Source organism: Paenibacillus sp. PAMC 26794 (genome assembly GCF_000316035.1).
GTDB lineage: Bacteria > Bacillota > Bacilli > Paenibacillales > Paenibacillaceae > Paenibacillus.
Genome location: NZ_ANHX01000011.1, coordinates 23,818 through 50,071 on the forward strand (window position 1 = coordinate 23,818; position 26,254 = coordinate 50,071).

The window sequence follows — 26,254 nt, forward strand, 5'->3', positions numbered from 1 at the left end:
GAAAAAACGTGTCGTTCAGATACAGAATCTGAACGACACGTGATATGGACATATGTGACCTGATCCTGTGTACTTATTATTAAATTACGATGGACTCGCTGAGAAAGCTTTTTGGTACACAGCGTCTGGCCATTCTGCCCAAGGAAACTCTCTTGCAGGCAAGGACTGCAAAACAACTTCTTCCTTGGTAACCGGATGGGGAAAAGCTGCAATTACAGACCACAGAGCAATCTGTTGTCCGGATTTATTCACGCTTGCACCGTACTTCTGATCCCCGTACAGAGGGCAGCCGATTTCTTTCATTTGCACCCGAATCTGATGAGATCTGCCGGTGTGCAGTTCGATATGGACGAGGCTGTAACGGTCTGTCTCGCCGATAACACGGTAATCCAGAACGGCATCCTTACCGCCAGCCGTACCTTTAGGTACAACAGTAACGGTATTTGTGCGTGCATCTTTCAGGAGCGTGTGTTTTAACGTACCCTGCTGTGCAGGCAACTTGCCATGTACAACAGCCGCATATATTTTACGGAAATGACGTCCCCGCACAGTCTCGGACAATCTCGAAGCTGCTTTAGAAGTTTTGGCAAAAATCATTGCCCCTCCAACAGGACGATCAAGTCGGTGTACTAACCCGAGATAAACATTACCAGGTTTGTTGTATCGTTCTTTCAGATCCTGCTTCAGCAATGTAAGCAAATCCGGATCACCTGATGAATCTTCCTGTGTAGGTACATTGACTGGCTTCGTAATACCTAACAGATGGTTGTCTTCAAACAGAATCGGAATCGCATCGTGGTCATGCCGATGTTCTGACATGATTAAGACTCCCAACGGCCCAGAATACCACAAGGCAGATCAAGACCACTACGTGTGATCGGCAGACCAATTTCACCTGCAGTAATGTCACCACCGTACTGAGCAGACATCGTCATGGTCAACATGTTGCGCAGAACCGTGGAGGAGATGCCCGTAGTGTAGGAGTTAACCAGCATGAATAATGGATTATCCGACAAGATCGTCATACATGACTTCAAGAAAGGATATAGGTTCTCTTCCAGTTTCCATGTCTCTCCATTAGGGCCTCGGCCATAAGAAGGAGGGTCCATAATAATGGCGTCGTAACGATTTCCGCGACGTTGTTCCCGTTGTACGAATTTGAATACATCATCCGTAATAAAACGAACAGGGCGATCAGCCAGTCCGGATAATTGAACATTTTCCTTGGCCCATTGAACCATGCCTTTAGCTGCATCCACATGCACAACAGAAGCGCCTGCGTAAGCTGCGGCTACCGTTGCTCCTCCTGTATAGGCAAACAGGTTCAAGACAGAAATAGGGCGTCCTGCATTGGAGATTTTATCCATCATCCAGCTCCAGTTGGCAGCTTGTTCAGGGAACAGGCCAGTGTGCTTAAAGCTGGTAGGTTTAATGTGGAATTTCAGGTTTTCGTATCCGATTGTCCAACGCTCGGGAATGGGCTTTTTCATATCCCAGTTACCGCCACCGGAAGAGCTGCGATGATAGTGACCATGCACCTGACGCCATTCATTGGTTTCTTGCTCAAGGGGCCAGATAATCTGTGGATCGGGTCTGCGTAAAATCACATCTCCCCAACGCTCCAGTTTCTCGCCGCCTCCTGTATCGATTACTTCATAGTCCTTCCAATTCTTAGCTACGTACATAATGATTTATCCATCCTTCAAAAGTCATTTGGATACTATTGTACAATAAAAAAGGGCTTGGACGCCAGTTGGGGGACGGGATCATTGGAGGAAGGTATTACATCTGACCTTAAAGGATGAAGTATTTTAGCTGTGTTGAAATCCAAGGTGCGCCATATACTGAAAAACAAAGATAACCAAAAATTTAATTTGACAATGATAATCATTATCACATATGATTTTGTTAATTCAAAATTCATTCTTTCTTCATAGTGTGAATATAACATGATCAAACTAAAGTGAGGGAAAATAGATGGCTAAATTATTAGTGGCTTATGCGAGCATGACAGGAAATACAGAAGAAATTGCAGAACTGATTGTGGAAGGAATTACACAGGGAGGCCACGAGGCAGACCTGAAATCCGTAACGGATTGTAATGCATCTGATGTATTGGACTATGATGGATTCATGATCGGTGTGTACACCTGGGGAGACGGGGAGTTGCCAGATGAATTCCTTGATTTCTATGAGGAGCTAGATGAGCTTGACCTGAGTGGTAAGAGAGCTGCGGTGTTTGGTAGTGGTGACACCTCATATGAGCAGTTCTGCGGTGCAGTTGATCTGGCGGCTGCCAAGCTGCAAGAGCGTGGGGCGGAGGTATCTCCAGAGATGTTGAAAATTGAATACAGTCCGCTTGAGCAGGAGAAAGAAACATGCCGTGACTTTGGCAAACGCTTCGCTGCTGCCGGATTACAGGTATCCTAGAGATCATGTTAAGACATAATGTTCAGGCAGCGATGCCAGTCGGAAGGAATGACCTTCCTGGACGTCTGCTTGAAGATTACAGATTGGAAGAAATGCTGCGCAGCCCACACCGATTAATCCGCCCTGAACCAGTGTCTGAGCAGCGTCTTCCACTGCAATGGAGGCACCGTGTACAATATGCGGTGAGCCATGCGGTCAATGCCTTTTACAGTCTCGACCCCGATGTTCGCAAAGAGGTACCCGTACAGTATTTACTTGAGAAGTGGTGGCCCAGAAAGACGGATGGTTTCGAATCTGTTCTCCATTACTGGGATGTGAAGAACAAGATTACGGATGAATTGTCACTCGCCATTGCAATGAACGATGATCTGAAGCATCCAGCCATTCTTTTTGAACAGTGGAGAACGGAGTTACCTTCATTATCCATGCATTTATCGATGATATTTCAGGCGGCCTGGCAACCGGAAGGCTGGGATTCGTTGCTTATTCAGAAATATATGGTTGTCCATGATCCAAACGTAGTTGAGGCGTTTCAGCATATGGTCAGTGCATTCTGCTGGGAAGTCTTTGGAAAATTACCGGGTATGATCGAGATATACTGCTTGTTGGAAGGACGCAAAATTAGGTACATCCCTGGACGCCAGTCTCTGATACGTTCCATGGACTACATTCGCTTGATACGTGACAGCATGCCGCAAGCAGAAGTGGTGGAGTCAGAACAGTTTACGACGCGTGATAAAGCGCGCATACACGAAGAGGTAGATCGCTGGAGAACGGAAGCCATTGAACCGAAGAAAACATGGTTAATGTGAAGACAGTTGAAGGATAACGATATATCATGCAGATAGAGGAGGGGAAGTTGCCATGTCTACCGGTCTAAGTCAAGATATAAGCAGCGGCAAGAGACGTGCAGGAACTTGCGAATTCAGTCCGTTGCCAGTACCCCAGTCGGTTATACGAGAGTTGCTTGATGAAGCAGATCCTTCATTATATGTAATGAGTTCAGAACCTTGGAGGTTTATGTTGTTTGCAGGCGAAGGACGACAGCTGTATCTGGAAGCGGTCAGACAGAGCTATCCCCCCCATCTGGCTGATCGCTACGGCGATTGGGCTACATATCAATACACGGAAGCAATCCCTACCCATCTGGTTGTCGTGGCGCCTAGAAATGCCCGTGAGGATGATCTTCTGCCGGCCAAAGCCTGGAGCAAACGTTTTAGTATTCTGGCTGCGGAACAGGGTTTGAATGCGGTCTGGAAGATCAATGATTATCAACAACATCCTGTGTTTATGAATTTGATGGGTTTGACTAGTGAAGAGAAGGTACTGGGGGTATTCCATATCGGTTACGGAGACCAGCCTGCATTGCGGGATATGGATGCAAGCAGACCAGCCTCTGAACTGATGACGGTCTATGATCATCTGGTCTAAAAAAATGATTCGTTAATTCTCTTATTTGCTGGTGTTGGATAGAAAATCACGAACGAGCTGACGATTCGTCTGATCTTTGTTGTAGACGGAGAACAACCGATTGGATACCGTAAGGACATTGCCAAAAAAGAATCGTTCGAATTGGGTCTGTCTGCCCCCGAATGATCCAGCCCCAAGCTCCCAGATCAGGCGGAACAGAGCGTTGCGTTCGTGAGAAGCCATGTCGTTCCCTTTCAAATATATATTCAGTGAAGGAGCGATATCAGATTGAAACTCTTCTTCCTGAGGGATCATAATCACCCCGCTCGAACCCAAGAGTTGCAGAATTTCAATCATCTCAGGATAAAGTTTCGGAAAGAGGAGATTGGCTGCCATCAATGGTTTGGGTGCTGGTAATACAAATCCTCGTCCATCTGGTATGGCACCTGCCTCCGCGGCCAAGGCCAATGCTTTTAACGATTCAAGACCTGCGAACACACGTGCAGATTTCTCTATAACATGTGCTTCCGTATTCAGATTCAGCGTATCCGTGAGAAGCTGGAGTGTACCGAGAACAAATTCCGTTTTGGCAATATAACGACACAATACCTGATGACCTGCGTGAATATGAAAGTTGCTACCACTGAAGAGACGCGAGGACATTTCCTCACTTCCTGCAAAAAATATTCGTTCATGCGGAACGAGTACCCGGTCAAAGATGACGATATTATCCATTTCTTCATATCTGGAACTCAGGGGATAATTAGTGTGAGATTCGGCTGCGTAGGTATCCCTGCATACCAGACTGATTCCCGGAAGATCATTGGGGACAGCAAAAGAGAATGCAAATGGATTTTCGTCATCAAATGGGGCGGGAGAAGGTGACGGATAGACAAAAATCTCATCCGAAGTGGCAGCTTGTGTAGCCATCATGAATGCTCCGCTAATAATGAGGCCTTCCTCGGTGCGATCTACGACCTTTGCGGCAATAGCATCCTCAGTAGCATCCAATTGCCCTGAGATTTTGCTGGCATAGGGCTGAATGAAGGCATGGGATAGCGTGATATCATGATCACGGCAGTACGCATAATAATTCTTGAGATTTTCTGCATACTGGGGAGATAATTCGTTCAGGAGATCGGCACCTGTGTAAAAGGACATTAAGGCTGTATTCATGTAATCGGGTGAGCGACCAAGAAAGCCATGATGCACATCTGCCCAGATATTAATCCCTTCCCGTCGTTTACGGAGGTCGTCGGCACTGGTTGGAGGCAGGAAGGATATACCGACAGGTTTGCCGTCTGCCGGGGAGGCATACGTCATCGTTTCTGCAAATTTAGGATCAGATTGCAGATCATACATGTACTTCTGAGTCTCCATTAAACCAGCAAATGCTACATGTTCAGAGCGTTTTCCAGTAATAAGGTTACCTTTGTACCAGCAAGGGACGGACTGTGCATCAATTCGTTCGCGATACTGTGTGCCACTTTTAACAGGCATTGTTATTCACCTCTTGGTTCTAATCGTTCATGGGCATACTGACTTCTTACCTAGTATACGTAGGTCATCTGTCCAATGTGCATTTAAGAGGTGAGAAGGATTTTTACAGAATAGGGCTTGATAATAATTATCATTCTTGTTACAATAGACAAAGAAAAAAGGAACCGGTAAGGGCTCCTTTAAGTGCATCACATGAAATTACTTATTTTACTTCAAAAGTCTTACAGTCTGTTTCAGCAGACTGACTTGCTTCTTTGGAACTGTGACTCACGATGTAGATCGAAGAAGCGTTACATTTGTTCTCTTGAGCCCAGTGACGACAGGAATTAACTTCACACAATACGTCTTTTGCCATGATTGTTAACCTCACTTTAATTGGATTACAGTCGTTGGTATAAAGAATCCGGATATAACAAGTTGCCGCTTGCAAATCTGGAAAATTTTGTTGCTCTCACGAAATTCAGAGGGCTTTTTTGCGTTATACACAACGATGCACTCTTAGAATAGCAAATTTTATTGAAGCTTGCAACCAAATGCCCCCATCTGTGGCAAAATAGTGGACGTGCTGTGGTTATATTTGCAAAAAGGCAGTAATATGTTATTCTTTAATAGTAATAATTACGATTAATTGACTGGAACTATAAATGAAGGAGCATGATGTATCAATCCCCAACAAAATGGTCATGTTTGGACCTCCCGGTACGGGAAAAACATTAACGGCATCACATCTGGCGGAGCGCCTTGATCTGCCATTGGTTCTCGTGAGATTAGATGCGATCATTCATAGCCATCTTGGGGAGACGGGGAGTAACGTACGTAAGTTATTCGAATATGCACGAATGAATCCCTGTGTGTTATTTCTGGATGAATTTGATGCCATAGGCCGGACACGTGAGAGCAATGATGAAGTGAAAGAGATGGCTCGTGTCGTCAATACGTTATTGCAGTGTTTGGACGAATTCGATGGGGACAGCATTCTGGTGGCTGCGACGAATCTGGAAACCCAACTGGATCCTGCCATCTGGCGGCGTTTTGATACGAAGATGACCTACGGTATGCCTGATGATGCAAGTCGCAGATTGTATATCAGCAAGTTGGTGGGATCATTTGAACAGGAGACCCGGCTGGAAGATTACATATGTGAACGCTTGACCGGGTGCAGTTATGCGGATATAGAGCAGATCGTTTTGAAAGCAAAGCGGAAAGCAATCATTGCCAGTAGTGTACTTCATAAGCAACTGATCTCGGATGCTTACGATGAATACAGACCACGTGTATTAGAGTGTTGATTGCTTCCATTCTGGATAGAGCAACAAGGAACAACGTTGAACTAGCCCAGTCTCCTGAATGGAGTTCTGGGCTAGTTGGCATGTTAGCGTGGTGCGTTACACCTTAACGGCTGCTCCGTATGCTTTTTCTGTATTCATAGCTTCTTGTGTTGCAGTCCAGCGTGGCAGGCTTAATCTGAACATGCTGCCTTCCGGGCTGCTGGAGACAAGTGTCAGTTCACCGCCCTGTTCCTGAGCGAGTAGGCGGCTATATGTTAATCCTAGACCCAGACCGCGGTTACGACGTTTTTTGAGTTCTCCACGATAGAACCGTTCGAAGATTTTGGGTTGTTCCTCGGCTGCGATGCCTGTGCCGTGGTCCTTAACATCAACGTACAGCATCTGCTCTTCTGCACGTAGATAAATATCGAAGACAGCCTTCTGTTCAGGAGCTGTGGCATGAAGTGCGTTATTGAGCAAATTGACAATGATCTGCTGAATGCGGAGAGCATCCCCCATGGTAAAGAAGTTAATTGGAGGGGCGTGCAGCTGAACCTCTGGCATTTTGTCCTCGTATGCAATCTTCCACTGATAGATGATCTCACCGACCAACAGCTTCAGATCCGTCCGTTCCTTGCGAACGGCAACACTTCCTGCAGCCATGGCATTATAGTCAAGCAAATCTGCGACCATTCGCTCCATGCGTTCAGATTCCTTCAAAGCGATATCCAAAAATTCTTTTCCTTCCTGTGGACTCACGACATCGTCACGTACTGCCATAACGAGCCCCTTGATGGAAGTTACCGGTGTCTTGAGTTCATGACTTACCCCTGCCAGCGAAAGTGTACGCCATTCTTCAAGTTGTTGGAGACGAGTGGCCATATCGCGAAATGAATTTACAAGTTCATTAATCTCACGTTCTCGTGTATTCAAGTCAAGACTCACATCATAATTGCCACCTCGAATCTGTTCAGCGGCATAGGCGACCTGACGAATCGGTCTGGATAACTTATTGGACAGGAGATAGATTGTAAACCATCCACAGAGGATTAGTCCTCCGAGGATTAGAGCCACGAGCCATATGGTCTCTGGACCAAATGTAATGGATTGTTTGGACTGCATGACCCACACTTTACCCAAGGTTTGATCGCCCTCGGATATGTTGACCGTTACACCTGCATATTTGTTGTTTCGAGGTTCAAGATAGTCGTCTGACAGTCGATAATGCACATCTTTTTGCTCCATTTTAGGCTGGGAAAAGATCAATTGATTGTTGCTGTCCAAGATCATGACACAAAAATAATTATCTGTGTTGAATAGTTTCTCTCGCTTGGTTACCAGTCTGTCAAGATCGGGTGGAACCCGAAGCATATTATTTTCACTGGTCACTCGATCGGCAATCTCCAGACCAAGCAGTTCTGCGGTTTTGAGGCTTTTCTCAATGGAAGTTGTTCGAATCCAGTAGAGTGCCCCTGCCACAATAATCGTGAAACCAATGCACAAAATGAGAAAATATCGCAGTGTCCAGTGTGACAGAATGGATATGGTTCGTTTGGGTTTCTTCTGTTTCAGTTGGCGATCCAAAATTGATACCCCATTCCTCGCAACGTCCGAATTTCTCCCGTTTCTGGCGACCAATGGGAGAGGGCTTGACGTAGTCGTTTAATCGATAGATCCACAGCACGGTCACTGCCATCATAGTCCATCCCCCATACCTGTTCAATAAGATGATCTCTGGTAAATGTACGATTCGGATAATCGGACAGGAAGAACAGTAACGACAGGTCACGAGGTGTAAGTGCAACCTCTGCACCGTTCAGCAGCACCTGCTTGGCAGCAAGATCAATGACGAGATTTCCAAAGGAACGCTTCTCTTCGCCACCAGAGGTCCAATGTGGATTACGGCGCAATACCGCATTAACTCTGGCGACCACTTCTTCCGGTACAAAAGGTTTGCTCATATAATCGTCAGCACCGGCATTTAGTCCGTTGAGACGGTCTGAAATGTCATCCAGTGCGGTTAGCATGATCACGGGACAAGCACTTTTTTCACGAATAATCCGCAGCAGATCCCATCCGTCCATTCCTGGTAGCATCACATCAAGTAATACAAGGGAAGGTGTTACGGAATCGAAAAGGGTAAGTGCAGTCGGTCCATCTGCTGCATGATGAACTTCAAATTCTGCTTTTCTCAGATAAGCAGCCAATACTCGTGCAATAGCTTGCTCATCCTCGACGATAAGTATGGATTTCAAGAAAAGCGTTCTCCTTTCGCTTTGTAAACTTGTACTGATTTTACATGAGCTAGAGCGTAAAGCCAATCCTGTATTACGGATTTCAAAAAAATATGGGACTTGTCTTATCTTGACTTCTTCCTGACACATTCAATTGATATGATTCACTCCAATAAGCAACCTAAACAATCATGTACTGGAGGAAACATAGAGATGAACAAGAAAGCAAAAGCATGGCTTATTACAGGTGTAGCGGCGGTTGCCGTAATCGGTGGCGGTGGTTACTATCTCGCAAATAGCTACTTGGGGAACAACGTGGAGATTGAGCAGGTGCTTCCTGCGAGCACAGCGACTTCCACAACAGCTGTAGATAGCACAGGAACGGTTGTGGCCAATGAAACTGCAGGAGCAGAGCAATTGAACGGAGACTGGAGCATCAGCGAAGGTTCCAAAGTATATTTCTCCGTAACCACATCACAGGAGACCGTTAACTTTGTGAACGAGCAGGTAACAGGCAATTGGACAATTAATGTAGACGATGCTGCTCAGATGAAGGCAGAAGGACAGATCAAGATGGACGGAATTGATTCCGGGAATGGACAACGTGATGGTCACGTGAAGCAAGCCGATTTCTTCGACGTCGCTACATATCCACAAGCTACATTTACAGCGACTTCATTTGAAGGGGTGCCTGCGGAATGGCCTGTCGGTCAAACGGTTGATGTCAAAATGAATGGTACCATTACGGTTAAAGGTATTGAAAAAGAAGTAACTTTTGATGCAAAAGCTGCTTATGAGAATAATGCAGTATTGTTGTCGGCAACATCCATGGTAACGTTCGAAGATTTCGGAATGGAAAATCCACACTCCGTTGTGCTCTCGACTGAAAATGATATCCAGGTACAACTTGAATTGAAACTTACTAAATAAGTGTAACAATGATCATATACCTGAAAATCTGTTCTGTTCTGCCTTACGGTAGACGGACAGATTTTTTTGTTTTTCTTGCAAAATAGTGTGATTAATATAGCTCAAATGTAACTGTCACAGGATCATATTGTTAAAATAACTGCTGTTTCCTTTGGAAAATGCCGTGTTACCCATCACTATTAAGCGCTTACAATGAGGAGGAATCATAACATTCATTGATCCATGCACAATCAAACACAAAAAGGGGGAGATCAAGAGTGAACAAAAGGTACATAAGCGGGTGTCTGGTATTACTGATGCTATTCTGTGATCTGGGGTTGATGGTTCGTCCAGCGGCTGCAGAAGATGCAAAAGTGAACGTGGCACTTAACAAGGTGGTTACGGTAAGCACAGAATATTTGGAGTGGGGTAGTAACAAAGACCATTTGGTTGATGGCAAAAGTGATACGCATTGGACTGCTACGGCGGGAGTTACCTCCGAACAACCACAGTGGGTAATGATTGATCTGGGTGAAGACTACAATCTGTCCGGAGCGGAAATAACGTGGAGAGAAAACACGGTTGTGAAATATATGGTAGAAACGTCTGCTGACCAGCAGGAATGGACCAAAGTTGTTGATCAAAGTGAAAATGCCGATCCCAAACAGATCGCTGATCTGACGTTTCAGCAGAATGATGTACGATACATCAGATTGAACATATCTTTTTACAAGGGTGAGGGAGTCTGGCCGGAAATATTGGAGTTCAAAGTGTGGGGAGAAGCAGAAGGAACTGAACCAGCCAATATTAAAGGATATGATGAGATCGAAGTGAGAACGGTGACCAGAAGTGCGCCAATTCTGCCCAACGAGGTAAAGGCACAGTTTCAGAATGAAAAATCGGGAATGGTACCTGTGACTTGGGATCATATCGACCCTATGCAATACGCCTCTGCAGGCGAATTTACGGTAACAGGAGTTGTATATGGTGCGCCTCCAGAACCTCAGCTTAAAGCTAAGGTGATCGTTGAGGGATATCGTGCAGACTATGTTAGAGGTGTTGATATTTCCACGTTGACTGCCATTGAGGACAAAGGCGGCAAATACTTAGATAGTAATGGCACAGAAAGGGACTTGCTCGATATACTCAAGGACCGCGGTGTCAATTATGTGCGTCTTCGTCTGTGGAATGATCCACAAAAATCCGGTGGCTATAACGACAAGGACGATGTCATTCGTTTGGCCAAGCGAGTGAAGAAAAAAGGTATGAAGATCCTGCTGGATTTCCATTACTCCGATGAGTGGGCGCACCCGGGCCAGCAGCTTCGTCCCAAAGCTTGGGAAGGTCTTTCCCCTGAAGAGCTGAAGCAGGCCGTATACAACTATACGTATGAAGTTGTGGGAGACATGAAAGCAGAGGGCGCCATGCCTGATATGGTGCAGATCGGTAACGAGATCAACAGTGGTGTTCTGAACGGCTTGAGCAGCGACGTGGATTTTAAGCAAAATGTTGCATTGCTGAAAAGCGGAATTGATGCTGTACGTGCAGTAGAAGGAGAGATCACCGATAACGCGGATAAGGTTCAAATAATGATTCATCTCGCAGAAGGCGGCAAGGCGGATACGTTCAAATGGTACTTTAAAGAGTTAAGTGATGGCGGACTGGAATATGACATTATCGGACTGTCGTATTACCCGTTCTGGCATGGGACGTTTGCGGATGTACAGAAAACGATGAATGAAGTGTCAGTCGAGTTTGGCAAAGATGTCATTATCGCTGAAACGTCCTATCCGTTTTCCTACAAAAACGGGGACGCTCATGGAAATATCATCGGATCGGACGAAGCGCTTCATGTTGGGGGAGCAGACTTCCCCGCAACCGTTCAAGGTCAATATGATGCCATCGCCGGCATTATGGACATGATTGCGAACGTGCCAGGAAATCATGGTGCAGGTTTCTTCTACTGGGAGCCAGCGTGGATTCCGGCGGGTGTAGGCTGGATTGCATCCGAAGGTAATGCATGGGAGAACCAAGCGATGTTTGACTATGATGAATTTCCGGCCAACGGCGGGCATTCGTATGAAGGCAGAGCGTTATGGTCCCTTGATGTGTACAAACGTGGATTGGGACTTCTGCCCGCAGACCGCCAGCAACTTGATGCGGCACTTACACGAGCCAAATCATTGGTACAGACTGATTTTACTCGGGAAAGCTGGGTGACTCTGGCTCCGGCAATCTCGGCAGCGAATGATGTGTACCAACAGGCATACACGCCGGGTGGGGTAACTCAAGCAGATACAGATGCAGCGACAACAGCATTGGAACATGTGATGCAGCAGATGCAGGTTATCGCCCCCCAGCTTGACGAGCTCAGAGCTAAAATAGCGGAAGCGCGTACGTATCAGCAGGCTGACTGGTCTGCGGCCACTTGGGCGGTATTGACCAAAGCGCTGGAAGGCGCTGATCAGGTCTTGAATGATCCAAGAGCAACACAGACGGATGCGAATACAGCGGTTAAACGTTTGCATGATGCCATTCAAGGTCTATCCAATGTGGACAAAACACAACTGCACCAGTACATTCAACAAATGCAGCAGCAGACTAAATCTTCCTATACACGCCGGAGCTGGTCTGTATTGGAACAGTCTTTGCAGGCAGCGATCCAGGTCCGAGATAACAATGCTGTTGTCCAGTCTGAGGTGAATTCAGCACTGAGTACGTTGAAACAAGCCTTTACTAATCTGGTCTCTCTAGAGGCTTTAACAACGGGAAAAACGGCAACGGCTTCAAGCAGTGCAGGGACAGGAGGTAATCAAGCCAACTCTCCTGAAGGTGCAATTGACAACAATCCGAACACTTCATGGGGAACAGACCAGAATAAGGATAGCTGGTGGCAAGTGGATTTGGGTCAGGTTGCTAACCTCCGCAAAATCGAAATGTCGATGTGGAGTGGCGGCATCAAATATACGATCGAAGTGTCCAATGATAACAAAAATTTTGTGAAAGTAGTGGACACCACAAGTGATGTTGTTGTATCGACCGCACCTAGCCATGTACTTCCAGAAGGCACGGAGGGACGTTATATTCGGGTAACGATTAAAACAGGTCCCACATGGGTAGGATTCATGGAATTTGAAGCATACGGTACGTTCCCGGCGGACAAATCGGCACTGCAAGCTACTGTAGATACCGCTGAGAAATTAAAACAAGCCGAATACACGACATCAAGCTGGAATGTATTTAGTAAGGCACTTTCTGAAGCGAAGGCATTCATTCTGGATGTTGAATCTTCAATGCAAGATGTGAGCAATGCGGATCGTGCGTTACAAGATGCTGTGAGTAAGCTTGTACGTCAAGATGTAACACCTGGCCCTGGCCAGCCATCACAACCAAGTGTACCATCACAACCTTCCAACCCGGGAACAGCTCCAACGCCAGGGAATCCGGATGTAACCCCACCCGTTGGAGCGGGTACTGCACCGGTGAAGGGTTCAATAACGGTAAAAGGAACAGCAACCGGGGATGACAAGTATTCTATTCGTCCGGATGCATCCCTATTAACTCAGGCACTGCAATCCATGGATACAGGAAATCGTACGTTGAAGCTGATTGCAGATGTGCCTGATACAGCCAAGAAAGTCACATTCCAATTGGCTGCAAGTCAACTGGCGGCATGGATTCGTTCCGAGGAAGTGAAATCCCTGGATGTAGTTGTTGGACAGACTACCGTTCGTGTTCCTCTAAAAACACTCCCGCTAACTATTGCGGAGACTGCGGGAACGTTCGACATCGTAGTGGCAAAAGGATCGACAGATACACTGTCCACATCGCAAAAAGCAGCGATCGGTAATCATGCGATTGTTGATGTGAATTTGTTAATGAACAATAAGCCATTGCAATGGACAAACAGAGCGGTTGAAGTTGCTCTATCCAATGTGGAGCAACCTAAAAAGAATGATGTAGTTATGGTTGTACATTCCATATCCACAAGTGGAGAAATGAAACCTGTTACGTATTCCAAGTACGATGACAAGACCAAAACGATGACGTTCAAACCTCTGGAATCTGGCAGTTATGTCATTGCAGAAGTTGAAGTGCCATTACATGATCTGCAAAATCACAATTGGGCAATCCAAGAGGTACAGAACCTCTACGGTAAAGGGATTATTTCGGGGATGAGCGCAACTCGTTTTGCCCCGCAAGGTGAACTGACCAGAGCACAATTTTTGCAAATGATTATTAAAGGTATTGGTGATGCACGCCAGCCGGATCCATCTATTTCAACACCAACGGATGTGAAGGAAGGGCAGTGGTATGCCGATTCAGTACGACTCGGAATTGAAATGAACATTATTCAAGGCCGGGCGGATGGAAGCTTTGGAGCCAATGAACGTATTTCACGAGAAGATATGGCCGTTATACTGAACAGAGCACTGAAGGTTGTGCAACGTGAGGATGCGACCCATTCTGTACAAGAAAATATGGTGTTTGTAGACAACGCCGAGATCTCGGCATACGCCAAAGAAGCTGTAGCCTCGATGCAACAACTTGGACTGCTAAATGGCATGCCTGATGGCACGTTTGCTCCGAAAGAAACAGCGAACCGTGCACAGGGAGCTGTTGCAGTCGCCAGACTGATGGAACAACTGTATTAGAAAATAACAAAGCAGGTAAAGAGATCGGATCATATGATTCGGTCTCTTTATTTTTTGCGGAAAAAATGAGGTTCAGACTTCATCCCTTTCTCTAAATAGGCATATAAACAATTTGTTAATGTCGTATTGACAATATCGAATTCATTTGTTATCATTTCGATAATATCAAAACGACAATATTAAAGAAATGGGGAATGAGCTATGTTTGGATTCCGATTTGCGAAATTTCAACCCAGTGAGTATGTCATGAAAGTGAAAAATGGTGAGGTACAGCGTCAAGGTGTAGGATTGTCCTTCTATTATTATGAGCCGACCACATCGGTAGTGGTTCTACCCGTATCCTCAGTGGATGTACCGTTCATGTTCGAAGAGATTACGGCGGATTATCAGACGGTTACTGTGCAGGGGCAATTAAGTTATCGCATTGTGGATTATTTGAAAATAACCCAGAGCCTGAATTACACGTACAATTTGCGCAAAAATCGGTATATCTCCGACGACCCCGGCAAGCTGGATCAACGGGTGATCACCACAGCGAAAGTACTAACCAAGAAACATCTGGAGCAAATGCCGCTGAAAGAAGCTATTCAATCCAGTGAACGGCTGGCAAGCAGCATGAAACGCGAGGTTGTGCAAAGTGAAGAGTTGGAGAAATTGGGCGTTGAGTTGATGAGTCTATCGATTCTGGCCATTCTGCCTAATAAAGAGACGATGCGTGCATTGGAAGCACAGGCGCGGGAAGAGATTTTGCGTCAGGCAGATGAAGCGCTCTATGTACGTCGGAATGCATCGATTGAACAGGAAAGACGAGTGAAAGAGAACGAACTGAACACCGAAATTGCCGTAGAGACAAAGAAACAGCAGATTCGTGAGACCCAATTGCAGACAGAACGCTCGGTGAAACAGAAACAAAACGAGATGGAGCAGGAGCAGCTTCAGTTTAATACAGCGATGGAGGAACGTAAGCAGCAACTGATTGAGTTAACTATTGCCAATCACAATGCTGAAGCGGATGCCAAAGCGTATGAGATTGCTGCCGTGATGAACTCATTGCAAAATGTACAGCCGAATGTACTGCAAGCAATGGCAAACATGGGCATGAATTCCGATAAGCTGATCGCACTCGCGTTCCAGGAACTGGCTGAAAACGCGGGCAAGATCGGACAGCTTAATATCTCGCCAGATCTGTTGCAGGGATTGATGTCTCCTGTGCAGGGCAGAGATCAGGGAGGTCGAGCGAGATGAGATTAGGAAGAAGAGAGCAAGCAGAGCAGGCAGGGAAATCTGTACGTCAGCAGCCTGCGGCGGATGATCGAATGAGCGAACACAAGCTGATTCTGGTGAAGCGCCGGACCCGACTGGAGGAACTGGTGGTTCGATATAACACGGTGCAGCAAGCTCAGTTCTATATTGAACGTCTGGGCGCAGACTTCAGTGATTATATGGAGGAAGACCGTCGTTATCGGCTATCTGTGCAACAGGCACAGCAGCAACTGGGTCAATTGGGACGGGTTCAGACGATTGATCGGGAACATGTGCCCAATTTTATCTTTGGAGAACAGGATATCGTGGTCGTAGTGGGACAGGATGGGCTTGTAGCCAATACCCTCAAATATGTCACCGAGCAACCGCTCATTGGTGTGAACCCGGACCCGATGCGGTGGGACGGGGTGTTATTACCTTTTACCGTGGAGGATCTGAGCTTTATTGTCCCTGATGTCATTCGAAAGCAACGAACCTTGAAAGAAGTCACTCTCGCCAAAGTGGAACTCAATGATGGACAGTATCTATATGGTGTGAATGATCTGTTCATCGGACGGAAGACGCATGTATCGGCACGTTATGAAGTGCGTTTGGGTTCATCCGCAGAACAACAATCCTCCAGTGGTATCATTGTATCGACAGGCATGGGATCGACAGGCTGGTTCAAAAGTGTGCTGGCCGGAGCCACAGGAATTGTAGGATCAGCGGCATGGCAGAACATGAATTCTGAAGCTGAGGTTGCTGCAGCATCCGCATCCATTCATGGGAGCAGGCAGGAGCTGAATCATTTTAACTGGGATGCGCCTTATTTATATTTTTCAGTACGTGAGCCGTTCCCGAGTCGGACGACTGCGGCCAATCTCGTGTTTGGACAGATCCATTCAAAGCAACCACTGCACATTGTATCCCAGATGCCAGAGGATGGTGTTATTTTCAGCGATGGGGTCGAGCAGGACTTTCTTGAGTTTAACTCAGGGGTGGAAGCTATCATTGGGTTGGCAGAGAAGAGGGGGCGTCTCGTGGTCTGACCCTTTATTTTCAAGCCGTTTCCGACTAGAATGGGTAACTAGATGTGATACACTGACGTCAGGAAACGGAAAGAGGGTTAACGATGCAGTCGATATTGTTGGTTGAAGATGATGCCAAGCTAGCAGGATTGCTGGCGGCTTATCTGACCCGAAATGGATTCCAGGTACAGGTCACAGATGATTTTCGTCATGTACTGGATGAATTTGTGGAAGTGAAGCCGGACCTTGTGCTGATGGATGTGAATTTGCCTCAATATGATGGATACTACTGGTGCAGGCAGATACGCACACATTCCATATGTCCCATTTTATTCATATCGGCTCGTGATAGTGGTATGGATCAGATTATGGCGTTGGAACATGGAGCGGATGATTATATTACGAAACCTTTTCAATATGAAGTCGTTCTTGCCAAAGTCCGCAGTCAGCTGCGCAGAGCCTATGGTTCTTACGCTGCTGTTCAACAGGAAGTAACAGTGACGAATGGTCCCATGATCCTTTATCCTGAGCGATTTGTATTGGAATATGATGAGCGTTCTACCGAGCTAACACAGAAGGAAGCGATACTGGTGGAAGCGCTGATGGCGAAGGCAGGGCGAGTTGTCAGCCGAGAAAAATTGTTAGAACAGATGTGGGAAGATCAGCATTTTATTGATGATAATACGTTGAATGTCTATATTACACGTGTTCGCCGGAAGTTGAAGGAGCTGGGTGCAGAAGAGATTTTGGAGACGGTTCGCGGAGCGGGTTATCGTGTGTTGGATCTGGATTCGTCCTCACAGGGGAAAGGGAAATGAGACTTTTCTTGAAAGACCACCAGATGTTAGTTGGATTTTATGTGTTACAGATGCTGCTGGTTCCGTGTGTCTACTGGCTCTCTGGTGAGGGCCGTCCGATGAAGATTGTCCTCTATGGCATGCTGATCAGTACTGTTGTGCTGTTGGTCTATCTGGTCATACGTTACCTCCAGCTACGAGCGTATTATCGTCTACTTCAACAACCACGTAAACTGGTAAACGAGCCTTTCCAAACGCTTGGAAATTCGGTCGTGGCGGAAGCCATCCAGGAATTGTTACATGAACTGGAGCGTAATCGGCAGAATGAGATGGGTCAATTACGTACTAGCAAGGAACAGCACGTGGTATTCATGAATCGCTGGGTTCATCAGATGAAGACCCCGTTGTCCATTATCCAATTGACATTGGAAGATGTGGACGATGAGACGGCTGGCAGTATTCAGGATGAGCTGGATAAAATGCGCAAAGGACTTGAGATGGTCTTGCATTCATCAAGGCTTGAACAGTTTGAAGGGGATTTTCGTGTAGAGCTGCTGTCTCTACATGAAGTGCTTCGGAGCAGTATAGCGGAGAACCGACGTTTGTTTATACGCAGAGGCATTACGCCGGATATTCGTATGGAGGGCGACCTTCAGATATATAGTGACTCCAAATGGCTGCGGTTCATGTTCACCCAGATCCTGACCAATGCCGTGAACTATTCCGATAGCAAATCAGGCAAAAAAGTGATCATTACAGGCTATAAACAGGAAGAGCGTACAATCCTGGACATTCAGGATGAGGGAATCGGCATCTCGTCCGAGGATATTCATCGCGTGTTTAATCCCTATTTTACAGGTGAACGGGGCAGACAATACCACGAATCTACAGGAATGGGATTATATCTGGTTCGTGAGATCAGTGCCCGCCTGGATAACCGTGTGGAGTTGTTTTCGGAGCCAAATGAGGGAACGTTGGTTAGATTCAGCTGGGTTCATACGAAATATCCGAAGTAAAGAGCGCTTTGCCCATGGGCGAGGTGCTTTTTTTAATGTACAGAAGTGTGATAGAGAAGGCAGGGGAACAGAACCTTAAACGCGTTGTAAGGGAAGTTTAAGGTAATTCGATAGCACCGTTACGGGAGGTCGGTTAGGATAAGAATAGAAATAACGTATATAGAATGATGGATCAGGAGGGAATTATGTATGGAAATGTTACAGGTATCGGGACTGAACAAAGTATATCAGGGCAAAGTGCAGACTCAAGCCCTTAGTGATATTCATCTGACAATCAAGCAAGGTGAGTTTGTGGGCATTATGGGCCCGTCTGGCAGTGGCAAAACCACATTGTTAAACATGGTCTCCACCATTGATGAACCCAGCTCAGGCAAGGTGCTGATTAATGGCATGAACCCGTTTGATATGAAAAAGAAAGAACTTGCCATGTTCCGACGTCGGGAACTCGGGTTTGTTTTTCAGGATTTCAATCTGCTGGACACGCTGACGGTTGCTGAGAATATTGTACTCCCATTGACACTGGACAAGGTCAAACTGAAGGAGATGGAGAGCAGACTCCATCGTATTACAGCCAAGCTTGGTATTGATCACATTCTGGATAAAAGAGTTTACGAGATCTCGGGCGGACAGCGACAGCGAACCGCCATTGCGAGATCTATGATCAATATGCCTTCAATTGTATTGGCGGATGAACCAACCGGTGCCCTGGATTCTACGTCATCCCAGGCGGTCATGGAGTCACTTGAACAGATTAATCAGCAGGAGAAAACGACCATTATGCTGGTTACACATGATCCCCTTGCTGCAAGTTATTGCAACCGAATCGTGTTCATCAAGGATGGGAAACTGGCAGCCGAGGTACACCGTGGAGATAATCGACAGACGTTTTTCCAGCGGATCATTGATACTTTATCCTTCTGGGGAGGGAATTCACATGAGCTTTCCTCAGTTCGCGTTTAACAATATTCGCCGAAATGGGCGAGCGTATATTGCTTTTTTTCTAAGTAGTGTGTTTATGGTCATGATATTCTTCGCTTATGCGGTGTTCATCTATCATCCATATGTGACAGAGTTGCCGATGGGTGACACAACTGCTACTGGAATGCAGATCGCTTCGATTATCGTGTATGTGTTTGCATTTTTCTTTGTTATGTATTCCATCAGTGCTTTTCTCAAATCAAGGAACAAGGAGTTTGGCATTCTGACCATACTTGGTGCAGAGCCGGCACAGATTCGGAGATTGGTCATTCTGGAGAATATGTTGATCGGCTGTCTGTCCATTATTGCCGGTATCGGCGGAGGCATGTTGTTGTCGAAGTTGTTCCTGATGTTAACTACTCGTTTTATCGGGATGGATGATCTGCCCTTTTATTTTCCCATGAAAGCGATTCTGATTACGATCGGGGCCTTTCTGTTATTATTTTTCTGCATTTCACTCTTCACATTGGTTTTTATCGGAAACAAACGGACGTTAGAACTTTTGACGGGAACCAACAAACCTAAAAAAGAGCCCAAAGCTTCATGGTTCTTCTCACTTCTGGGTTTTGCATTACTTACAGTCGGTTTTGTGGCACTCCGCAGCGATTTGAATGGCGGAACAATCATGCTTGCAGCAGTAACAGGGATAGCCGGGACGTATTTTTTCTACTCACAACTTTCCGTGCTCATCATTCGTTTATTGAAGCGTAATCGCAAAACGGTATGGCATGGTACACGTCTGTTGTGGATCTCAGAGATGAGTTACAAAATGAAGGATAATGCCCGCATGCTCTTCATGGTGACCGTGGTGATTGCGATTGCTTCAATGAGTGCAGTTGTAATTTTGTCACTGGATCAGGAGAACCGGGAGCAGTTTACCAATAACGATTTTGCAATTCAATATAATGTGTACACACCTTCGGATCAAATGGATATGAGCACTATTGATTCGAGACTCGAAGCCGCGGGCTTGGATTATCAGCAAATGTATCTGGAGTACTTCTGGTCTGATGCGGATCAGAGTGCTGTCTCGGTCATGCCGCTCAGTCATTACAACCGATTCAATACAATCCTAGGAAAAAAGACATTCCAATTGGATTCAGACTCAGCATTGTTCGTAGATTCACGTAATGAGAAGGATCAGGCTCAGATTGATCGAAACAGGTTTCGCAATTATGCGGAAGGAGACACTTTGACTCTGAATCTGGAGGAAGGTTCATTGCAAACAAGAGTTACAGCTACGGATGTAGAGCCAAGGTTCGCAACTCTGATCTATTCTACAGGTGTAGTCGTTCTAGCGGATGAGAAGTTTGAAGAGGTCACACAACAGATTAAAGGAAACAGGTTATCTGGCAAAGTTCTGTATCAGATTCCGGCATGGGGTCATGCTGTACCTGACCGGCACTCCTCGGAAGCCATGGTTAGCGATCAGCTACTGTCGTCCGCAGATACCATTCGAAGCGATAATGCTTCTTCGGATGAGAATTACTCCGGATTTCTGACCACTCGATATGGAGATTTTGAGAGATACAGACAGGGCACAGCACTCTTTACCTTTCTAGGCATATTTATCGGATTAATCTTCTCGATCTCTTCTGCAAGCTTTCTGTATTTTAGACTGCATACTGATCTTGAAGCGGATGGAAAAATGGTGCATTCTCTTTCGAAAATGGGTCTCAGTTTCCAGGAGATGAAACGATCATCCACCGTTCAGATTGCTATCCTGTTCTTTTTACCAATCGGGGTAGCTATCATTGAAACTTTGGTCGTAGTTAAGCCATTTCTTACTGAATTCGGTATTACCAATTATACGATGCCGGTGTTGACTGTATTTGGTGCCTTTGTACTTGCACAGACGTTTTATTTCATCATTATACGTTCGAGATATATCGCTTCTCTGCGCAAAATGATGGTGTAACCATCTTAGAAACAAACGGTCATTAGGACCGACCCATGATTTGTTCATTGCCCGCATTTCTTGATTCAGATCAAGGAAACGCGGGCTTTCTTGCGATAATATGAATGTATTCACAGATTATATTATCGAGGAGGACGATTAACATGAGTATCACGTCATTGCAAGAAGTCAAAACATTCAGTGAGGACCGTTTCACGAAACGGGTTTTATTCCAACAGGGTGGTGGAGTGACCTTTGTACTTCATTTTTTGCCAGGCCAGCAGCTTCCCGTTCATAAACATCCGGGCACAGACGTTATTTTGCTGGTAGTCGAAGGCACAGGTACACTTATTCTGGATGGAAAAGAACAAGCGGTGAAACAAGAGGATGTGATCCATTGTGGCGGTGAGGTGGAGTTCGCATTCCATAATACAGGAGCTCAGGAGGTTCGTTTGTTCGTGGTGTTAAACAAAGTGCCAGCAGCATCCTATGCAAAGGACATCTAACATCTAATATAAGGAATCGATAAAATGATTCACTGATCGGCACTAATATAAGGGGAACTCTATTCTGGAGTTTCCTTATTTATTTTTTATTCAAGAATACTCTTCTCCAAACAAAACAAAAAGCATACCTGGGTAAAAGGTGGTCATGCATCCCTTTGTTGCTTCAAAGCTTGCAAATTATGAATGATAATCCGGTTGCGATCCACTTCGAGCAAATTCTCTTTTGTAAGCTGGTTTAAAAGCCGATTCGCTGTTTCCCTTGTTGTACCAATGGAGTTGGCAAACTCCTGATGTGTCATGGGTAAGTTGATGATAATTTGGTCTTCATGTGTCTGTCCATGCTGCTCTGCGAGCATGAGAAGGAAGGAAAGCACACGATTGCGTACATCCTGACCAGAGAGCACCTGCAATTTATCCTGTAATTCTCTTATTTTGTCACCGAGTACACGCATAATTTTGATCGCAATTGAAGGTGTACTCAGCATTAATCGTTCGAAAAGTCGGACAGGTATGGCTAGTAGTTCGGTAGGGGTAATTGCTTCTGCGGTAGCCGGGTAAGGGTGCGGATTAAAAAAGCCGGTGTGTGGGAACATATCTCCTGTTTTGAGGAAAGAGACAATCTGTTCATGCCCGTTCTCATCGGTTTTATAAGCCTTTACAATGCCGGTACGGATAAAAAAGACAGCTTCTTTTTCGCTTCCTTCGCTGAAAATAACCGATTTCTTCTGAATGCTTCTGGAAATGGCGATTTCTTCGACTTGCTTTAATTCCTCAGGGCTAAGATCCTGGAAGATGGGGAACTGTTGTAGAAACTCTGCTGTTGTATCTTTGTTTACCCTACTCATGAGAATCTCTCCTCTCTGTGTTCATATTTCTGAACGACGACATCATTTCATCATAGCGTGATTTTTGAACACATCAGGTGATATAGATCACCGTATAGCAACATCACTGTTTTTGATTGCTCAACCAGGGTTAATGGAATGATAGAATATGATTGAACAAGAGAGGGGTCGGCCCGGATGTGGACTGCATTCATGTGGGGCGGCATCTCTGCCTCAGCGGTAGTCATTGGCGCACTCGCAGCATTGTTTCTGAAGATTCCCAAACGAGTCATTGGCTGGATCATGGCTTTTGGGACAGGAACATTAATTGGTGCAGCGACCTTTGAACTTCTCGGAGATGCGCTGAATGATGGAGGAATTATACCTACCGCCATTGGATTTACGGCGGGTGCCGTCGTATATACCTTGTTTGACCTGCTCGTTTCTGCAAAGGGAGGGGCAGGGCGTAAACGTTCGGCAAAGTCGGGAGACTCGAATCAAAGCGGGCTCGGGATCTTTGCAGGCACGGTAATGGATGCTATCCCGGAATCCATCATGCTTGGAGCCAGCTTGCTTGCCGGAAACGGTGTCAGTGTGGTCCTGGTGGTATCGATCTTTGTCAGCAACATCCCTGAAGGTCTGTCCAGTACGGTTGGACTACAGGGCAAGTACAGTCGTGGCAAAATCATATTAATGTGGCTGAGTGTACTGTTGATCTCCGCGATTGCAGCACTGGGTGGATATCTGTTTCTGGAACAGCTTCCAGAGGAGATGGGTGCAGCGATTGGTGCATTTGCAGGTGGCGGAATCATTGCCATGATCTGCTCGACGATGATGCCGGAAGCCTTTGAAGAAGGTGGACCAGTTGTGGGGTTGATCGCATCCATGGGATTGCTTGTGTCGCTGTTGCTGGATCTGTAGAGAATATAGGTTATATAAATTGAACTAAAGAGTATCCGAACAGAGTGATTTCTAATCGGATACTTTTTTTTGCCGAAACAGCTTCCTCTGCACCCGCAAGCTTCCTTACCTAGTTCATTGGCCTCGGCCAGGCGGTTGAATTCTGTCCCTGAGCTGCTCCAGTTGAAGAATAAGGATGCAGTTTCCTGTAACCTGAAGTAGTCCCTGAGTCTGCATCATGGCGAGTTTACGACTAAGTGTTTCGGGTGTGATCCCGAGCAGCAGAGCCATCTCTTTTTTAAAAACAGGCAAGCGGATCTCATGTTTTGCATGATTTCGGGTATGGAAATACAAAAGCAACTTGGCAATCTTCTGTTCCGTTGTCATCGCACTGAGCGAGCTGTTCCATTCATCGGTTTCACGGAGAAGATTGGTAATGGCAAGCAGGAAATGATAAGCAAGCTTCGGATCATGTTCAAGTAACTGGTCAAAGTCATGTTTGTTGATGGAGCAGATGGCCGAAGGCTCCAGAACTTCGGCGTTTGCAGCATGTGGTTTTTGGTGTAACAGAGAATCTTGTCCGAAGAAATCGCTGGGAAACAGAAACCGGATAATATGTTCCTTGCCATTTTCATTGTATTTGGATAACTTCACACATCCCTGATGAACCACGTAAAGCGTATCGGAGCGTTCGCCCTCCTGAACGACAACTTCGCCTTTGTTATATTTGCGGGTATGCAGAAGGGAGGTCAGCAATGCAGCTTCAGATGGATCAAGATGCTGGAACAGAGATACTTTGGAGAAACAGGCATCCTTCGCTTCGTGCGCACAGATCATCGTTCAATCACCTCGAATTATTCAGGATGGGTATATCCATTATCTATTGTCATGTCTCAGTGAGACATCGCGGGTCCACCATGATCAGTACCATCCTTGGTCACACGCAGAACAGCGGAAGCTCCTTTGGCTACATGGTTGAACTGATGGGTTACAATCGCATAATCACCTTCTTCGGTTACGGTGGACTCTACGACAGCTCCACCACTTGCGGGAAGCATAACCGTCTGTATTCCATACTGGATGTTGCGTGGATTCCCATCGGTATACACACGGTCCATAATTGTACCTACAACGTGGAAGGATGAGACTTCATTGGGTCCAGCATTACTGACATATATCCGCACTGTATCTCCTACTTTGGCAAGCAGGAGATGTTCGGTCAATCCATAATCATTGCCGTTAGATACGACATAATCCGGTTCTCCGTTCAAAAAAGCTTCGTAATCATGCTCTTCATACCATTCACTCTGAACAAGGGTATACTCACGATCAACCAAGTGATTGGAAGGGTATCCAGCCTTGGGTTCCACAATAATCATGCCGTACATCCCGTTTGCGATATGGGCAAGGACCGGTTTGGTTCCACAGTGATACATGAATACACCGGGTGAGGAGGTTGGGTAAGTGAAGGTGCCTTCCTCGCCTGGCATAACATCAATAAATTTGCTGCTTGGAGCAGCATGTACAGCGTGAAAATCCATGGAGTGAGGCAGGCTGGAATCTTTATTTTTTAACGTGAACACCAAGGTATCTCCCTCGGTCACTCGTAGGACGGGTCCGGGGACGGTACCATTAAATGTCCAAGCGTTGTAGATCACTCCTTCGGAGATTTCGATATCTGTAACCTGGGCCGTCATTTCAATATATACCGTAGTACCTTCTCTGCGAATGATCGGGTCCACCGGGAGTTCACTAATCGCAGAGGAGGAGGAGACTTCATCGTGGTGAACAGGTTTAACCGTATCAGTTGAACTACAGTGAGAGAGCGTTGCTGTGAATATAGCGAATACGAGAGACCATTTATATACATTCAGTAAGGAGAACATAGTTGCACAACCTTTACTCAAGTGATGTTTTTCACAATCTAAAAAACAGGTTTTCTTTCAATTTAGTAGTTATTTAGTTATAGATTAAGGTATGGAAGCAGGAACGGGTGTGATGAGGCACACACTTGGGTATGTCGTATTAGAGGCATTTCCAACAATCTGTCTTCAATTCTTGTGCTGAGGAACGGAGTTTCATATAATTTTAGAGAGATGGATTGGTAAATGTTGAGTATTCTGACGCGGTGTGTGTCATAGTTTCAGAAGAAGGGTGGATACAGGATGAAACGTTTCGAAGATGAAGGTGCGTATAAGTACAGTTTCTATTCGGTTCTTCAACGGGGCGAGCGGATTGATGTGAAATGTCCCAAATGCGGTGGGCACGCTTCGATTGAACAACGGAATGATCAACTGGGATGGAAGTGTTACGAATGTTACGCTCAAGCTTTTGAAGAACCAGTATATCAATATAAAGCCAAGGGGAATTGTGCTGTATGTGAACGCTGGTTCAACGTAGAAGTCACAGACGAGAAGAAGACGTCTCATCGATCAACGCATGTGGAATGTCCGCATTGTGTTTCTGTGAATCGGGAGCATCTGAATTATCTCATCGCTTATGTCTCCGCAGATCTGCGTGTAAAATACGGAAATATGCCTATACGAACGGCTTCACACAGTATCCCGGCTTATATTAAGGATGTGAAGAACAGGGATGTGGTTGTTCGTACACTGTCGAAGCTTCAGCACAAGACTGGACGAGACTGAAAGCGAAGATAA

Annotated in this window: 24 protein-coding genes; 15 read left to right on the plus strand and 9 right to left on the minus strand. The window is 45.9% G+C overall.

Annotated elements, in window-relative coordinates; genetic code table 11:
• Positions 1 to 84 precede the first annotated feature (84 nt).
• Both D829_RS0105250 and D829_RS0105255 read right to left on the minus strand, forming a co-directional pair.
• The gene (locus D829_RS0105250) at positions 85 to 819 is read right to left on the minus strand and encodes an RNA pseudouridine synthase (RefSeq protein ID WP_017687800.1); all 735 of its coding nucleotides are present in this window, start codon (positions 817 to 819) and stop codon (positions 85 to 87) included.
• 2 nt (positions 820 to 821) lie between these two features.
• Entirely contained in the window at positions 822 to 1,685 is an 864-nt protein-coding gene (locus D829_RS0105255) for a class I SAM-dependent methyltransferase (protein WP_017687801.1), read from the minus strand.
• Positions 1,686 to 1,977: 292 nt separating this feature from the next.
• Between D829_RS0105255 and D829_RS0105260 the strand changes: the two genes are divergently transcribed.
• The 3 genes from D829_RS0105260 to D829_RS0105270 are packed head-to-tail and all read left to right on the plus strand — an operon-like array spanning position 1,978 to position 3,861.
• On the plus strand, positions 1,978 to 2,430 hold the full coding sequence (locus tag D829_RS0105260; RefSeq protein WP_017687802.1) for a flavodoxin: 453 nt from the start codon (positions 1,978 to 1,980) through the stop codon (positions 2,428 to 2,430).
• 5 nt (positions 2,431 to 2,435) lie between these two features.
• Positions 2,436 to 3,242: a hypothetical protein gene (locus D829_RS0105265; RefSeq protein WP_017687803.1), complete on the plus strand. Its 807-nt coding sequence runs from the start codon at positions 2,436 to 2,438 to the stop codon at positions 3,240 to 3,242.
• Positions 3,243 to 3,294: 52 nt separating this feature from the next.
• Entirely contained in the window at positions 3,295 to 3,861 is a 567-nt protein-coding gene (locus tag D829_RS0105270; protein ID WP_017687804.1) for a nitroreductase family protein, read from the plus strand.
• Positions 3,862 to 3,882: 21 nt separating this feature from the next.
• Here the strand turns inward: D829_RS0105270 and D829_RS0105275 are convergent, their stop codons facing one another.
• Entirely contained in the window at positions 3,883 to 5,340 is a 1,458-nt protein-coding gene (locus D829_RS0105275; protein ID WP_017687805.1) for a 4-hydroxyphenylacetate 3-hydroxylase N-terminal domain-containing protein, read from the minus strand.
• 202 nt (positions 5,341 to 5,542) lie between these two features.
• A complete protein-coding gene (locus tag D829_RS32810; protein WP_074095586.1) occupies positions 5,543 to 5,695 on the minus strand; it encodes a DUF1540 domain-containing protein in 153 nt (50 codons plus the stop codon).
• 289 nt (positions 5,696 to 5,984) lie between these two features.
• Here D829_RS32810 and D829_RS0105280 point away from each other — a divergent pair, with 289 nt between their 5' ends.
• Positions 5,985 to 6,629, plus strand: a complete 645-nt coding sequence (locus tag D829_RS0105280; protein WP_017687806.1) for an ATP-binding protein — start codon at positions 5,985 to 5,987, stop codon at positions 6,627 to 6,629.
• Positions 6,630 to 6,725: 96 nt separating this feature from the next.
• Here the strand turns inward: D829_RS0105280 and D829_RS0105285 are convergent, their stop codons facing one another.
• Complete coding sequence (locus tag D829_RS0105285; RefSeq protein ID WP_017687807.1) at positions 6,726 to 8,192, minus strand: HAMP domain-containing sensor histidine kinase; 1,467 nt, start codon at positions 8,190 to 8,192, stop codon at positions 6,726 to 6,728.
• Positions 8,177 to 8,863, minus strand: coding sequence for a response regulator transcription factor (locus D829_RS0105290; protein ID WP_017687808.1), 687 nt, complete (start codon positions 8,861 to 8,863; stop codon positions 8,177 to 8,179). The genes D829_RS0105285 and D829_RS0105290 overlap by 16 nt, the downstream gene beginning before the upstream one ends.
• A gap of 192 nt (positions 8,864 to 9,055) precedes the next feature.
• Here D829_RS0105290 and D829_RS0105295 point away from each other — a divergent pair, with 192 nt between their 5' ends.
• The 9 genes from D829_RS0105295 to D829_RS0105335 all read left to right on the plus strand — a co-directional run bounded on the left by D829_RS0105295 (position 9,056) and on the right by D829_RS0105335 (position 21,870).
• Positions 9,056 to 9,772, plus strand: coding sequence for a YceI family protein (locus D829_RS0105295; protein WP_017687809.1), 717 nt, complete (start codon positions 9,056 to 9,058; stop codon positions 9,770 to 9,772).
• Positions 9,773 to 10,029: 257 nt separating this feature from the next.
• On the plus strand, positions 10,030 to 14,406 hold the full coding sequence (locus tag D829_RS32325) for a glycosyl hydrolase 53 family protein (protein WP_017687810.1): 4,377 nt from the start codon (positions 10,030 to 10,032) through the stop codon (positions 14,404 to 14,406).
• A gap of 201 nt (positions 14,407 to 14,607) precedes the next feature.
• Positions 14,608 to 15,651 (plus strand): SPFH domain-containing protein, encoded by a 1,044-nt coding sequence (locus tag D829_RS0105305; protein WP_017687811.1) that lies wholly within the window; start codon positions 14,608 to 14,610, stop codon positions 15,649 to 15,651.
• Positions 15,652 to 15,722: 71 nt separating this feature from the next.
• On the plus strand, positions 15,723 to 16,697 hold the full coding sequence (locus D829_RS0105310) for a sugar kinase (protein WP_026081011.1): 975 nt from the start codon (positions 15,723 to 15,725) through the stop codon (positions 16,695 to 16,697).
• Positions 16,698 to 16,780: 83 nt separating this feature from the next.
• Positions 16,781 to 17,494, plus strand: a complete 714-nt coding sequence (locus D829_RS30440) for a response regulator transcription factor (RefSeq protein WP_017687813.1) — start codon at positions 16,781 to 16,783, stop codon at positions 17,492 to 17,494.
• Complete coding sequence (locus tag D829_RS0105320; protein WP_017687814.1) at positions 17,491 to 18,489, plus strand: sensor histidine kinase; 999 nt, start codon at positions 17,491 to 17,493, stop codon at positions 18,487 to 18,489. The genes D829_RS30440 and D829_RS0105320 overlap by 4 nt, the downstream gene beginning before the upstream one ends.
• Before the next feature lie 189 nt (positions 18,490 to 18,678).
• Complete coding sequence (locus D829_RS0105325) at positions 18,679 to 19,449, plus strand: ABC transporter ATP-binding protein (RefSeq protein WP_017687815.1); 771 nt, start codon at positions 18,679 to 18,681, stop codon at positions 19,447 to 19,449.
• Positions 19,424 to 21,385, plus strand: coding sequence for an ABC transporter permease (locus D829_RS0105330; RefSeq protein ID WP_017687816.1), 1,962 nt, complete (start codon positions 19,424 to 19,426; stop codon positions 21,383 to 21,385). The genes D829_RS0105325 and D829_RS0105330 overlap by 26 nt, the downstream gene beginning before the upstream one ends.
• Positions 21,386 to 21,528: 143 nt before the next feature.
• Positions 21,529 to 21,870 (plus strand): cupin domain-containing protein, encoded by a 342-nt coding sequence (locus D829_RS0105335; RefSeq protein WP_017687817.1) that lies wholly within the window; start codon positions 21,529 to 21,531, stop codon positions 21,868 to 21,870.
• Between the two features lie 143 nt (positions 21,871 to 22,013).
• Here the strand turns inward: D829_RS0105335 and D829_RS0105340 are convergent, their stop codons facing one another.
• Positions 22,014 to 22,715, minus strand: coding sequence for a Crp/Fnr family transcriptional regulator (locus tag D829_RS0105340; RefSeq protein ID WP_017687818.1), 702 nt, complete (start codon positions 22,713 to 22,715; stop codon positions 22,014 to 22,016).
• A 177-nt stretch (positions 22,716 to 22,892) separates the two neighbouring features.
• Here D829_RS0105340 and D829_RS0105345 point away from each other — a divergent pair, with 177 nt between their 5' ends.
• Positions 22,893 to 23,615, plus strand: coding sequence for a hypothetical protein (locus tag D829_RS0105345; protein ID WP_017687819.1), 723 nt, complete (start codon positions 22,893 to 22,895; stop codon positions 23,613 to 23,615).
• A gap of 114 nt (positions 23,616 to 23,729) precedes the next feature.
• Here D829_RS0105345 and D829_RS0105350 read toward each other — a convergent pair whose 3' ends face one another.
• Both D829_RS0105350 and D829_RS0105355 read right to left on the minus strand, forming a co-directional pair.
• Entirely contained in the window at positions 23,730 to 24,431 is a 702-nt protein-coding gene (locus D829_RS0105350) for a Crp/Fnr family transcriptional regulator (RefSeq protein ID WP_017687820.1), read from the minus strand.
• Between the two features lie 56 nt (positions 24,432 to 24,487).
• Complete coding sequence (locus D829_RS0105355) at positions 24,488 to 25,480, minus strand: multicopper oxidase domain-containing protein (protein ID WP_017687821.1); 993 nt, start codon at positions 25,478 to 25,480, stop codon at positions 24,488 to 24,490.
• A 279-nt stretch (positions 25,481 to 25,759) separates the two neighbouring features.
• Here D829_RS0105355 and D829_RS0105360 point away from each other — a divergent pair, with 279 nt between their 5' ends.
• Positions 25,760 to 26,242, plus strand: coding sequence for a hypothetical protein (locus D829_RS0105360; RefSeq protein WP_017687822.1), 483 nt, complete (start codon positions 25,760 to 25,762; stop codon positions 26,240 to 26,242).
• Positions 26,243 to 26,254 lie beyond the last annotated feature (12 nt).